Source organism: Citrobacter sp. C348 (assembly GCF_047467975.1).
Lineage (GTDB): Bacteria > Pseudomonadota > Gammaproteobacteria > Enterobacterales > Enterobacteriaceae > Citrobacter > Citrobacter gillenii.
Map to the genome: position 1 here is coordinate 409,178 of NZ_JASJUJ010000002.1, position 13,216 is coordinate 422,393.

The window sequence follows — 13,216 nt, forward strand, 5'->3', positions numbered from 1 at the left end:
CCCCACGAAGGATTGCGTATGGCTGGTGCACAGGAAAAACAATTGCGATGGTACAACATCGCCTTGATGTCGTTTATTACCGTTTGGGGGTTTGGCAACGTTGTTAACAACTATGCTAATCAGGGATTAGTCGTTGTCTCCTCCTGGATTTTTATTTTTGCACTCTATTTTATTCCCTATGCCCTGATTGTCGGACAGCTTGGCTCGACGTTTAAAGAGGGGAAAGGGGGCGTCAGTACCTGGATAAAACACACCATGGGGCCGGGGCTGGCTTATCTTGCCGCATGGACTTACTGGGTGGTGCATATTCCTTACCTGGCGCAGAAACCGCAGGCTATCCTGATTGCCCTGGGCTGGGCGCTGAAGGGGGATGGGTCACTGATTAAAGAGTACACCGTCGTGGCGTTACAGGGGCTGACGCTGGCGCTGTTTGTCTTCTTCATGTGGGTTGCATCCCGTGGGATGAAGTCACTGAAAATTGTGGGTTCCGTGGCGGGAATTGCGATGTTTGTGATGTCGATTCTGTATGTCGTGATGGCGGTAACCGCGCCGGCAATTACGGATGTTGAGATCGCTACCACCAACATCACCTGGGAATCGTTCATTCCGCATATTGATTTTACCTATATCACGACGATTTCGATGCTGGTCTTCGCGGTGGGTGGTGCGGAAAAAATTTCACCTTACGTTAACCAGACCCGCAATCCAGGCAAAGAATTCCCGAAAGGGATGTTGATTCTGGCGATTATGGTGGCGGTATGTGCAATTCTCGGCTCGCTGGCAATGGGGATGATGTTTGACTCCCGGCATATTCCCGATGATTTAATGACCAATGGTCAATATTATGCTTTCCAGAAACTTGGCGAGTATTACGGGATGGGTAACACGCTGATGGTTATTTATGCGGTTGCCAACACGCTGGGGCAGATTGCGGCACTCGTATTTTCTATTGATGCACCGCTTAAAGTCTTGCTGGGCGATGCAGACAGTCGGTATATCCCTGCACGTTTGTGCCGCACAAATACCTCCGGTACGCCGGTGAACGGTTATATACTGACGTTAGTATTAGTCGCGATTCTGATTATGTTACCGACTCTGGGCATTGGCGACATGAATAATTTGTATAAATGGTTGCTGAATCTCAACTCAGTTGTTATGCCATTGCGTTATTTATGGGTGTTCGTGGCATTTATTGCCGTTATTCGGCTGGCGCAGAAATATAAGTCAGAATATGTCTTTATTCGCAACAAAACGCTGGCATTAACCGTCGGAGGATGGTGTTTTGCCTTCACTGCATTTGCTTGCGTCACCGGGATTTTTCCAAAAATGGAAGCTTTTACCCCGGAGTGGACGTTCCAACTGACGCTGAATATTGCGACGCCGTTTGTGCTGGTGGGGCTGGGCTTAATTTTCCCGCTGCTGGCGAGAAGAAAGGGCTAAACGAGCGATAATCAAAAGGAGATAGCCAGGCTATCTCCTTCTGGCGGCTCAGGACAGCGGGGCAAGTTCGTCGGGAATGGTATACTGGTGACCGTCATAGCGCAGTAACCAGTTGGCTTTACCCGGTTTATCTTTCGCTGCGCATTGCTCATTGGCATCAACATAGCTCGCGGATGCCACGCTTTTCTCGGTTACCCGAATATCAACATACCCATTCTGCGAACCGGCATCGAGCGCCAGGCTGCGTTTACTGTCGCTGAAGGTTCCCTCGCAGTTGCCATCCCATTCTCCGCTGCTATTTTCCAGCACGATACCGTTTAGTATTGGCCGGAGCTGATTATTGTCGATGACATACAGCGAAAGTGCAGTTTCACTAAATGGGTTTACCCGAGAACTGCCGGTGCGGGAGATACGCAAGCCGAATGCGGTCTGTTCAGGCGTAACCTTCCAGCGAGCGGTATCAAGTGCCAGGCCGGTGATGCGAATGGCGTCGTCGCTCATTCTCTCTGGCAGGCGTAATCGTTGTTTTACGTCGAGCGTGGTGGAATCGAGCACCAGAAGCTCCAGATCGCCGACGTTATCGTAATCGCTATACTGCTGTGTCATTAATGGAACAGCGGCCAGCGTCAGCTCAGGGTGCGCTGGCCAGATGCGGCAAATCGCGCTTTGGGGTGAATCACTGTGGGTGGTAATGACCCGGTTATCTTGAGTAATGGTGCCTTGCGACGTTGTCCTGGCATCCGGCCAGGCGTGCTGGATGATGGCGTTAATATCGCAGTTGCTGGCGGCATTCGCGGCCTGGGCAGACAACAGTAACACTCCTGAGATGAATAACCGCATGACGTCCTTTCCTGTGTTGTGATCCGTTTGCCGAAGAGGTAAGTGCAGATAACAAAACGGCCACCATGTTAGGCAGCCGTTTTACAAGGATGTACACTCAATACATCACTTTATGACCATACTGTTCCAGGATACCTTTCACGCGATCCATGGTTTCTTTCTTCGGGGGCTTAACGCCATCCAGCTTATATTCTTCGCCCATCGCCACCCATTTGTGTTTACCCAACTCATGGTAAGGCAGTAATTCGATTTTTTCGACGTTGCCCATATCACGGGTAAACTCGCCCAGACGGTGTGCTGAGTCGTCATCGTCAGACCAGCCTGGTACGACGACGTAGCGGATCCACACCTTGATGTCTTTGTTAGACAGATAGCGTGCGAACTCCAGCGTACGATGGTTAGACACACCGACCAGGTTCTGGTGAATTTCGTCGTTCATCTGTTTGAGGTCGAGCATCACCAGATCGGTGACTTCCAGCAGTTCATCAATCACCGGATCGTAGCGGCGGACAAAACCGTTGGTGTCGAGACAGGTATGAATACCTTCTTTTCTACAGGCGCGGAACCAGTCACGAACGAATTCGGCCTGCAGAATAGCCTCACCGCCGGATGCCGTTACGCCGCCACCGGAGGCGTTCATAAAGTGGCGATAGGTTACCACTTCTTTCATCAATTCTTCGACGGTGACTTCTTTACCACCGTGCGTGTCCCACGTATCACGGTTATGGCAATACAGGCAGCGCATCAGGCAGCCCTGGAAGAAGGTAATAAAACGGATGCCCGGGCCGTCTACGGTGCCACAGGATTCAAAGGAGTGAATGCGACCAATAACTGACATTGCGGTGTATCTCCAGATGTGGCCCATCCGGGGCCAGAGTGAGTGCACAGTTATTAACTGTGTCGAGTCTGTTTTGGCAGTCATCCATAAGTATAGATAGCTGACGAAAGAGACTTAGTTGCTAAAAAGGCCCCACTTACGTGGAGCCTTTATTGTACGACATTTAACGCGTGATTTCAGTCAAAACCAATTACATGGTCTGAGTGAAAGTACGGGTAATAACATCCTGCTGCTGTTCTTTAGTCAGGGAGTTAAAACGTACTGCGTAACCTGATACACGGATGGTCAGCTGAGGATATTTCTCAGGATGTTCCATCGCGTCCAGCAGCATTTCACGGTTCATGACGTTCACGTTCAGGTGCTGACCACCTTCGATGGACGCTTCGTGATGGAAGTAACCGTCCATCAGGCCTGCCAGGTTGGTCTTACGAACTTCGTCGTCTTTACCCAGTGCGTTTGGAACGATAGAGAAGGTGTAAGAGATACCATCTTTAGCGTAAGCAAACGGCAGTTTAGCAACGGAGGTCAGAGAGGCAACAGCACCTTTCTGGTCACGGCCGTGCATTGGGTTAGCACCCGGTCCGAACGGTGCGCCAGCACGACGACCATCTGGGGTGTTACCAGTTTTCTTACCATACACAACGTTAGAGGTGATGGTCAGAACAGACTGAGTCGGGATAGCGTTACGGTAAGTAGTCAGTTTCTGAATTTTCTTCATGAAACGTTCTACCAGGTCAACCGCCATGTCATCAACGCGAGAGTCGTTGTTACCAAACTGCGGGTATTCGCCTTCGATTGCGAAGTCGATAGCCAGACCGTCTTCGTCACGAATCGGTTTAACTTTCGCATATTTGATAGCAGACAGGGAGTCAGCAGCAACGGACAGACCTGCGATACCACACGCCATGGTGCGAACAACGTCACGGTCGTGCAGCGCCATCAGAGAGGCTTCGTAGCTGTACTTGTCGTGCATGTAGTGGATGACGTTCAGCGCGGTGACGTACTGTTTAGCCAGCCAGTCCATGAAGTGATCCATACGATCCATCACTTCGTCGAAGTTCAGCAGATCGCCTTTGATCGGTTCAGATTTAGGGCCAACCTGGATTTTCAGTTTTTCATCAACGCCGCCGTTGATTGCGTACAGCATGGTTTTCGCCAGGTTTGCACGCGCACCGAAGAACTGCATTTGTTTACCAACAACCATCGGGCTTACGCAGCAAGCGATCGCGTAATCGTCGTTGTTGAAGTCCGGACGCATCAGGTCATCGTTCTCATACTGCAGAGAAGAGGTGTCGATGGACACTTTAGCGGCGAATTTCTTGAAGTTCAGAGGCAGTTTTTCAGACCACAGAACGGTGATGTTCGGCTCCGGAGAAGGACCCATGGTGTACAGGGTGTTCAGGAAGCGGAAGCTGTTTTTGGTAACCAGAGTACGGCCGTCAACGCCCATACCGCCGATAGATTCAGTTGCCCAAATCGGGTCACCGGAGAACAGTTCATCATATTCAGGGGTACGCAGGAAACGAACCATACGCAGTTTCATCACCAGGTGGTCAATCATTTCCTGAGCGTCTTGCTCGGTGATTTTACCTGCTTTGATATCACGTTCGATGTATGCATCCAGGAAGGTGGATACGCGACCGAAGGACATTGCTGCACCGTTCTGAGACTTAACAGCGGCCAGGTAGCCGAAGTAGGTCCACTGGATAGCTTCCTGAGCGTTGGTCGCCGGACCAGAGATATCGCAGCCATATTTAGCGGCCATTTCTTTGATCTGACCCAGTGCGCGGTGCTGTTCAGCAATTTCTTCACGCAGACGGATAGTTGCTTCCAGGTTTACGCCATTTTCCAGATCGGACTGCAGAGAGACGAACTGAGCGTATTTGTCTTTCATCAGGTAGTCGATACCGTACAGCGCAACGCGACGGTAGTCACCGATGATACGGCCACGGCCATACGCATCTGGAAGACCAGTCAGAACACCGGATTTACGGCAGTTCAGAATGTCTTTGGTATAAACATCGAATACACCCTGGTTGTGGGTTTTGCGGTATTCGGTGAAGATTTTTTTCAGCATCGGGTCCAGTTCGCGATTGTACGCTTTGCAGGAACCTTCAACCATTTTAATGCCGCCAAACGGAATGATCGCACGTTTCAGTGGAGCTTCAGTCTGCAGACCAACGATTTTCTCAAGCTGCTTGTTGATGTAGCCAGCATCGTGAGAAGTGATGGTAGAAGCAACGGAGGTGTCAAAGTCAACAGGCGCGTGAGTACGGTTTTCCTGTTTAACGCCTTCCATCACGCTGTCCCACAGCTTGGTGGTCGCGTCAGTTGCGCCAGCCAGGAAGGACTCGTCACCCTCATACGGAGTGTAGTTTTTCTGAATGAAGTCACGGACGTTTACTTCATTCTGCCAGTCACCTTTGGTAAAACCTTCCCAGGCTGTGGCTAACTTTTCATTAAGCTCGGACATGTAACACCTACCTTCTTAAGTGGATTTTTTATTTACTACGTGTAATGGGCATCAACAAATTAGTGATGATCGTTACCACGTAGGTAAATGACCCAGTATGTCAACCCGACTAACAAACCGCCGCCGATAATGTTACCGATCGTAACCGGAATCAGGTTATCGGTGATGAAATTCATCACGGTCAGGTGTGAAAAATTCTCCGGAGAAGAACCGACAGCGGTCCAGAATTCCGGTGTGGCGAAATCGCGTATTACGATACCCATAGGGATCATAAACATGTTTGCGATACTGTGCTCAAAACCGCTGGCAACAAACATTGCGACCGGCAATACCATGATAAACGCTTTGTCCATCAGGCTACGGCCTGAGTAGCTCATCCATACGGCCAGGCACACCATCAGGTTTGCCAGAATACCGAGGCTGACGGCTTCAACAAAGGTGTGATGCACTTTGTGATCGGCGGTTTGCAGGACGTTTAGCCCCCATGCGCCGTTAGCGGTCATATATTCGCCGGAAAGCCACATCAGTAGCACAAAGAGCAAGCAACCCACCAGGTTGCCAACATAAACGTTGAGCCAGTTTTTTGCCAATTGGCCCCAGGTAATACGTCCACTGGCCTTAGCGACGACAATCAGTACGGTTGAAGTAAAGAGGTCAGCGCCGCAGACAACACAAAGAATCAGTCCCAGGGAAAAACAGATACCACCGATCAACTTGGCTATGCCGAAAGGCATCGTTCCGGTACCGGTCGTGGCGGTGATATAGAAAACAAAGGCAATTGAAATGAACACACCGGCAGTAATTGCCAGATAGAACGTCTTAAGCGGATGTTTCGTTGCTTTATAGACGCCTGCTTCTTCGGCAACTTTGGCCATAGCAGCAGGAAGTATAAGATCAAAAGGGTTGTCAGCTTTCACACTAACTCTCTCTTTATTAAGTCGGCGACGAGATACTAACAAAGCATTATAGATGAGAATTTGATATAGATCATATCTCGCCTGGCTTATAGGCCCGCAAGACGCATGGTTTTTATGCGATTACGGCGTAACTTATTGATTATCCAAATAAAAATAAATTTTAAAAATTACAAACTGTGTTGAATTTTTTTCTTTAACCTCCCGTTGAGCGGTTAATTAAAATGGAGTAATTGAGATAAAATGCAACACTATCAAGCTATTTTTTTTAATATCAACTACTAATTTTTAACCTTGTTTTTACATTTATTTTTGATTAAGCAAAAATAAAAAAAACGGGGCACAAAATGCGCCCCGTAATATAGCGTAGTCAATTGTTGAAGCCTACTCAGAGCAGGCTAATTGCCATTATTTTGACCAGTATGCTGCTTTTGCGCGCTGCAGTTTTTCATAGGCTTTCAGCAAAGACTGATGCGCCGGGAAAGCCTGCAGATCGCTGTCGACGGACTGGAGGCCATAAAACGGCGCTTCTCCGCTTAATGCCGCACTCGCCGCTTCAACCGCATCGGCACCGTACATACGGACAAAAGCGTTCAGATACTGCAGCGGCTGGCGATCGTCTTCCTGCGACAACAGCAGCAGCGTTTGCAGGCAACGGTAGTAGTTGGCGCGTTCGGCGCTAAAGACCGATGCGTTAAACTCCATTGTCCATTCGGTCCAAATCAGTGCCTGCTCCAGGTCACCGCCGGCCAGTGCCAGCATCACTTTCAGCTCACCAATACGCAGCGTAGACCAGCCGTTGTCTGGGCCTGTTGCCAGACCCAGCAGCTCACGTACGCGGGTAAAGTCGTCAAAACCTTCTTCATCCAGTTGTTCGAGCAGGCTGAGATAGTCTTCTTTATCCCACTCGCTACCCGGCAGAGAAAGAATGGTTTCACGCAGATGTGTGCCCATACCGTTGTTCGCTAACCACAGATCTTCAGCCGGATAGATATCGGACATCCCCGGAACGATGATGCGGCAGGCGTACACGCCCAGATGCTCGTAATCAGCGATATACACTTCTTTATCTTCGGTTTTGAAGATAGCCATCAGGGTGGCAAACTCTTCTTCCGTAGTGCCGGAGAAATTCCAGTCAACGAACGGATAATCGGCATCTTGCTTGAACAAATCCCAGGAGATCAGGCCGCTGGAATCGATGAAGTGGGTTTCGAGGTTGGTATGCTCAGCCACTTCTTCATCATCAAAGGTCGGAGGCATAAAGACATCAAGATCTTTCAGACCGCGGCCCTGCAACAGTTCGGTGACGGTACGCTCCAGTGCCACGCCGAAGTCCGGGTGGGCGCCGAATGACGCAAAGCAGGTCCCGTTAGCCGGGTTAAACAGTACTACGCAGATAACCGGGTATTTGCCGCCCAGCGAGCCGTCATAGGCGAAAATTGGGAACCCTTCGGCTTCCAGTTTGGCAATGGACTCGACCACTGCCGGGTAACGCGCCAGCACGTCGGCTGGGATTTCCGGCAGACTGATGCTTTCTGCGATGATGCGGTTCTTCACATAACGTTCAAAGACTTCAGACAGCCCCTGAACGCGTGCTTCATTTGGGGTGTTACCGGCAGACATTCCGTTGGAAACGTACAGGTTGCCAATGATATTCATCGGAATGTACACGGTTTGGTTATCAGACTGGCGGGTAAACGGCAGACCGCAAACACCGCGTTCTTCATTGCCTGACTGCAGGTCGATCAGCATGCTGCCGGTCAGTTCATTTTCCGGATCGTAGAACGCGCGCAGACGGGCATCCAACAAACCTTCTGGAACGTCATCCTCTTCGGTTAACGGGAACCATTTTTCGTTCGGATAATGTACGAATGGACCGTTAGCGACAGTTTCACCCAACCAGAAATCGGCAAAAAAGTAGTTGGTGGACAGACGCTCAAAATATTCGCCCAGCGCGGAAGCCAGCGCCGCTTTTTTCGTCGCGCCTTTACCGTTGGTGAAACACAGTGCGCACTCTTTATCGCGAATATGCACAGACCAAACGTTAGGAACGGGGTTTAACCATGAGGCTTCTTCAATCTGGAAACCAAGGTCGAGTAATTTTTGCTGGAAGCGGGCGATGGAATCTTCCAGCGCGGCATCTTTGCCGGGAATAAATGTTTGCGTCATGAAAATCACTTTTGTCGTACGGAAAGCGCGCAATGATACGGGTTTTATATGAATGGCGCTATCGCCGCCACTGCGGTGACGCAAATAAAAGCGTTGACTATGCTTTCACACGATAACCCACGTTAAGAGTACAAAATGAAAGCATTCGATTTACACCGTATGGCGCTGGATAAAGTGCCCATGGAGTTTCTGGGTGAGGTGGCGCTGCGCAGCTTGTATACCTTTATATTGGTTTTTCTGTTTTTAAAGCTCACGGGGCGGCGTGGTGTACGCCAGATGTCGCTTTTTGAAGTGTTGATTATCCTGACGCTGGGGTCGGCAGCGGGGGATGTGGCGTTTTATGACGATGTTCCGCTGCTACCGGTGCTGGTGGTATTCATTACCCTGGCGCTGCTGTATCGCTTAGTGATGTGGCTGATGGCACACAGTGAAAAGCTGGAGGATCTGCTGGAGGGTAAACCGCTGGTGATCATCGAAGACGGCGAACTGTCATGGTCGAAGCTCAATAACGCCAATATGACGGAATTCGAGTTTTTTATGGAATTGCGGTTGAACGGTGTGGAGCAATTAGGGCAGGTGAAGCTCGCTATTCTGGAGACAAATGGGCAAATCAGCGTCTATTTCTTTGCCGATGAAGACGTCAAACCCGGTCTCAGCATTCTGCCTAAACACTGTACGCAACGCTTTAAGGTGGTACCGGCGGCAGGGGATTATGCCTGCGTACGCTGTAGTGAGGTTATTCACATGCGCGCTGGGGATCATCAATTATGTCCGCGCTGTGCAAATCCAGAATGGACGAAGGCCAGTCGGGCAAAACGGGTCACCTGACAGCGAAAATATCGGTTTTGAGCCGTCAATCCGATAGATTCTGTTGTGTGACGAATGACACATTTTTCCCCTGACCCGTATTACCCATTGCGGCGCGTGTCGCTGAATGATAAAACCGATATCCACAGGAAAAACATATACCCAATGTCTGTCACAGGAATTATTGCCAACGACAGGATGTTGACCGGATAACAACACAACGTGGTGAGGGGAAATGACTCAGGTCTTCAATTTTAGTTCAGGTCCGGCAATGCTACCGGCGGACGTACTTAAACTGGCTCAACAGGATCTCCGCGACTGGAATGGTCTTGGCACGTCGGTGATGGAAATTAGCCACCGTGGTAAAGAGTTTATCCAGGTCGCAGAGGAAGCAGAGCAGGATTTTCGCGATCTCCTCAGCATTCCCTCCAACTACAAAGTGTTGTTCTGCCATGGCGGTGGTCGCGGTCAGTTCGCTGGGATCCCGCTCAATATTTTAGGCGATAAGACCACGGCAGATTACGTCGATGCCGGTTATTGGGCAGCCAGCGCCATTAAAGAAGCGAAGAAATACTGCACACCAAACGTGATTGATGCCAAAGTCACCGTTGACGGCCTGCGGGCGGTCACGCCAATGAGTGAATGGCAGCTTTCTGACAATGCGGCTTATCTGCACTATTGCCCGAACGAAACCATTGATGGTATTGCAATCGATGAGACGCCGAATTTTGCCAGTAACGTTGTGGTGACCGCTGACCTGTCTTCCACCATCTTGTCTGGGCCGCTTGATGTTAGCCGCTATGGCGTAATCTACGCCGGCGCGCAGAAAAACATCGGCCCAGCGGGTCTGACGATCGTCATCGTACGTGAAGATTTACTCGGCAAAGCGCACGTGTCCTGCCCGTCGATCCTCGATTACACCGTCCTGAACGACAATGACTCGATGTTTAACACGCCGCCGACATTTGCCTGGTACCTCTCTGGTCTGGTCTTTAAGTGGCTGAAAGCACAAGGCGGCGTCAGCGCAATGGACAAAATTAACCAGCAAAAAGCGGAACTGTTGTACGGCGTCATTGATAACAGTGACTTCTATCGTAACGATGTTGCGAAGTCTAACCGCTCGCGCATGAACGTTCCTTTCCAGTTGGCTGACAGCTCACTGGATAAACTGTTCCTGGAAGAGTCTTTTGCTGCTGGTCTGCATGCGCTGAAAGGGCATCGTGTGGTCGGTGGGATGCGCGCGTCTATCTACAATGCAATGCCGCTTGAAGGCGTGAAAGCGTTGACCGATTTCATGATCGATTTCGAGCGTCGTCGCGGCTAATCTGCTGTTATTTTTCATCCCCACAGCCAGCCTGTGGGGTTTTTATATCTGTTTTTGAGAGTTAAGTTTCATGGAATCCCTGACGTTACAACCCATTGCGCGGGTAGATGGCACCATCAATCTGCCTGGTTCTAAAAGTGTTTCTAACCGCGCTTTGCTGCTGGCTGCATTAGCAAATGGCACCACTGTCCTGACCAACCTGCTGGACAGTGATGATGTCCGCCATATGCTTAACGCGCTGAATGCGTTAGGGATTAGCTATACCCTTTCCGCCGATCGTACCCGCTGCGAAATTATCGGTAACGGCGGCGCGTTACAGGCCGAAGGTGCAGTCGAACTGTTTCTTGGCAACGCCGGCACCGCGATGCGTCCGCTGGCGGCTGCGCTGTGTCTGGGGCACAACGATATTGTGCTGACGGGTGAACCGCGTATGAAAGAGCGCCCGATTGGCCATCTGGTCGATGCGCTACGCCAGGGGGGCGCAAACATAGATTACCTGGAGCAGGAAAACTATCCGCCTTTACGACTGCGCGGTGGTTTTATCGGTGGCCAGGTTGACGTGGACGGCAGCGTGTCCAGCCAGTTCCTCACCGCGTTGCTGATGACCGCGCCGCTGGCGCCGCAGGATACGACGATCGCAATTAAAGGCGAGCTGGTATCAAAACCTTACATCGATATTACGCTAAACCTGATGAAAACCTTTGGCGTTGAGATTGAGAACCAGAACTACCAACATTTTGTTGTCAAAGGTGGACAGCAGTACCAGTCCCCTGGCGCATACCTGGTGGAAGGGGATGCGTCATCGGCCTCGTATTTCCTTGCAGCCGGAGCGATTAAAGGCGGTACGGTAAAAGTCACCGGGATTGGCCGCAACAGTATGCAGGGCGATATTCGCTTTGCTGATGTGCTGGAAAAAATGGGTGCCACCGTGACGTGGGGAGATGACTTCATTGCCTGTACGCACGGGGAATTACACGCCATTGATATGGATATGAACCACATTCCGGATGCGGCGATGACGATTGCTACCGCGGCGCTGTTTGCGAAAGGCACCACGATTCTTCGCAACATCTACAACTGGCGGGTCAAAGAGACCGACCGTTTGTTTGCGATGGCGACGGAGCTGCGTAAAGTGGGCGCGGAAGTGGAAGAGGGTCATGATTTTATCCGTATCACGCCACCCGCTACGTTAACATTTGCCGACATTGCGACCTATAACGATCACCGCATGGCGATGTGTTTCTCGCTGGTGGCGCTGTCTGACACGCCAGTCACTATTCTGGACCCTAAATGCACGGCCAAAACCTTCCCGGATTATTTCGAACAGCTGGCGCGTATTAGTACCCCTGCCTAGCCCTCATACTTGCGCCAGTCATCTGGCTGGCGCAAGTATGGTCCGTAATCGTACTGTTTTTACGCTTACCACTAATGCTAACGTGTTGATGTTCTATTTTATTTATTTGTTTTTATTATAAATATCAACGGAAGATTAGCATGAAGAATAAATCACTGTTCCTGGCGCTGGCGGTTTCCGCCACGCTGCTGGCTGGCTGTAAAAATGGGATCAATGGCGATCTTGTTGCCAGTTCGGGTATGTCTGCTTATAAAGCCGCGACGCTTAACGATGCGGATGTCAAAGCGCTGTCTGATAAATCATGTAAGCAAATGGATAGCGAGAACCAGCTGGCAACCTCTAAAAGTAAATACACCAAGCGTCTGAACAAAATTGCCAAAGCGTTGGGTAATAGTATTGATGGCACGCCGGTAAATTATAAAGTTTATATGACCAGCGATATCAATGCCTGGGCAATGGCGAATGGATGCGTACGTGTTTATTCGGGCTTGATGGACCTGATGACCGACAATGAAATTGAAGGCGTGCTGGGTCATGAATTGGGCCATGTTTCTTTAGGACACTCACGTAAAGCAATGCAGACCGCGTATGCCACTCTGGCCGCGCGTGATGCTATTTCTGCGACCAGCGGCGTCGCTTCTCAGCTTTCACAGTCTCAGTTAGGCGATCTGGCGGAAGGCGTCATCAATTCATCGTTCTCCCGCAGCCAGGAGTCTGATTCTGATGATTTCTCTTACGATCTCCTGAAAAAACGTGGCATCAATACGCAGGGTTTGGTGACTGCGTTTGATAAATTCGCCACCATGGATGCCGGACATGCCAAATCATTGATGGATTCCCATCCGGCTTCTGCCGACCGTGCTGAGCATATGCGCGAACGTATTGCCGCAGATAAAAAGTAAATCAGTGTCATCTTCCGGGCTGGTTTCCCGCCAGCCCGCTATAATTGCGCAATTCTTCCTCATATCGTTACAGACTAATCGGGTTTTTACACTCTGTGTTAACGATTATTAGCGTTGGCGCGTATAATGCGCGGCGTTTACGTTAACGTATGCCT

10 protein-coding genes are annotated in these 13,216 nt (G+C 50.3%); 5 read left to right on the forward strand and 5 right to left on the reverse strand.

Annotated features, from left to right (window positions below; all coding sequences use genetic code 11):
- Positions 1-18 precede the first annotated feature (18 nt).
- Positions 19-1,440, forward strand: a complete 1,422-nt coding sequence (locus QNN86_RS05950) for an APC family permease (protein WP_181619006.1) — start codon at positions 19-21, stop codon at positions 1,438-1,440.
- A gap of 48 nt (positions 1,441-1,488) precedes the next feature.
- On the opposite strand, the gene QNN86_RS05955 is transcribed toward QNN86_RS05950, so the two are convergent.
- The 5 genes from QNN86_RS05955 to ycaO all read right to left on the reverse strand — a co-directional run bounded on the left by QNN86_RS05955 (position 1,489) and on the right by ycaO (position 8,674).
- Positions 1,489-2,280 (reverse strand): hypothetical protein, encoded by a 792-nt coding sequence (locus tag QNN86_RS05955; RefSeq protein WP_414210775.1) that lies wholly within the window; start codon positions 2,278-2,280, stop codon positions 1,489-1,491.
- A gap of 97 nt (positions 2,281-2,377) precedes the next feature.
- A complete protein-coding gene (gene pflA / locus QNN86_RS05960; protein ID WP_096757686.1) occupies positions 2,378-3,118 on the reverse strand; it encodes a pyruvate formate lyase 1-activating protein in 741 nt (246 codons plus the stop codon).
- Between the two features lie 190 nt (positions 3,119-3,308).
- Positions 3,309-5,591, reverse strand: coding sequence for a formate C-acetyltransferase (gene pflB, locus QNN86_RS05965; RefSeq protein ID WP_181619007.1), 2,283 nt, complete (start codon positions 5,589-5,591; stop codon positions 3,309-3,311).
- A gap of 59 nt (positions 5,592-5,650) precedes the next feature.
- The gene (focA, locus tag QNN86_RS05970) at positions 5,651-6,508 is read right to left on the reverse strand and encodes a formate transporter FocA (RefSeq protein ID WP_181619008.1); all 858 of its coding nucleotides are present in this window, start codon (positions 6,506-6,508) and stop codon (positions 5,651-5,653) included.
- A gap of 405 nt (positions 6,509-6,913) precedes the next feature.
- Positions 6,914-8,674, reverse strand: a complete 1,761-nt coding sequence (gene ycaO, locus QNN86_RS05975) for a 30S ribosomal protein S12 methylthiotransferase accessory factor YcaO (protein ID WP_096757683.1) — start codon at positions 8,672-8,674, stop codon at positions 6,914-6,916.
- Positions 8,675-8,809: 135 nt separating this feature from the next.
- Here ycaO and QNN86_RS05980 point away from each other — a divergent pair, with 135 nt between their 5' ends.
- The 4 genes from QNN86_RS05980 (at position 8,810) to QNN86_RS05995 (ending at position 13,061) form a co-directional block, all read left to right on the forward strand.
- Positions 8,810-9,502, forward strand: a complete 693-nt coding sequence (locus tag QNN86_RS05980) for a DUF421 domain-containing protein (protein WP_117341710.1) — start codon at positions 8,810-8,812, stop codon at positions 9,500-9,502.
- 214 nt (positions 9,503-9,716) lie between these two features.
- Positions 9,717-10,805 (forward strand): 3-phosphoserine/phosphohydroxythreonine transaminase, encoded by a 1,089-nt coding sequence (serC, locus tag QNN86_RS05985; protein ID WP_096757681.1) that lies wholly within the window; start codon positions 9,717-9,719, stop codon positions 10,803-10,805.
- A 70-nt stretch (positions 10,806-10,875) separates the two neighbouring features.
- Complete coding sequence (aroA, locus tag QNN86_RS05990; RefSeq protein WP_146717105.1) at positions 10,876-12,159, forward strand: 3-phosphoshikimate 1-carboxyvinyltransferase; 1,284 nt, start codon at positions 10,876-10,878, stop codon at positions 12,157-12,159.
- Between the two features lie 140 nt (positions 12,160-12,299).
- Positions 12,300-13,061: a M48 family metalloprotease gene (locus QNN86_RS05995; protein WP_182270102.1), complete on the forward strand. Its 762-nt coding sequence runs from the start codon at positions 12,300-12,302 to the stop codon at positions 13,059-13,061.
- Positions 13,062-13,216: the final 155 nt, after the last annotated feature.

Bases quoted from the DNA above. Each gene is read 5' to 3' on its own strand.
- QNN86_RS05950 (WP_181619006.1), top strand. From the start codon at position 19: ATGGCTGGTGCACAGGAAAAACAATTGCGATGGTACAACATCGCCTTG.
- QNN86_RS05955 (WP_414210775.1), bottom strand. From the start codon at position 2,280: ATGCGGTTATTCATCTCAGGAGTGTTACTGTTGTCTGCCCAGGCCGCG.
- pflA (WP_096757686.1), bottom strand. From the start codon at position 3,118: ATGTCAGTTATTGGTCGCATTCACTCCTTTGAATCCTGTGGCACCGTA.
- pflB (WP_181619007.1), bottom strand. From the start codon at position 5,591: ATGTCCGAGCTTAATGAAAAGTTAGCCACAGCCTGGGAAGGTTTTACC.
- ycaO (WP_096757683.1), bottom strand. From the start codon at position 8,674: ATGACGCAAACATTTATTCCCGGCAAAGATGCCGCGCTGGAAGATTCC.
- QNN86_RS05980 (WP_117341710.1), top strand. From the start codon at position 8,810: ATGAAAGCATTCGATTTACACCGTATGGCGCTGGATAAAGTGCCCATG.
- serC (WP_096757681.1), top strand. From the start codon at position 9,717: ATGACTCAGGTCTTCAATTTTAGTTCAGGTCCGGCAATGCTACCGGCG.
- aroA (WP_146717105.1), top strand. From the start codon at position 10,876: ATGGAATCCCTGACGTTACAACCCATTGCGCGGGTAGATGGCACCATC.
- QNN86_RS05995 (WP_182270102.1), top strand. From the start codon at position 12,300: ATGAAGAATAAATCACTGTTCCTGGCGCTGGCGGTTTCCGCCACGCTG.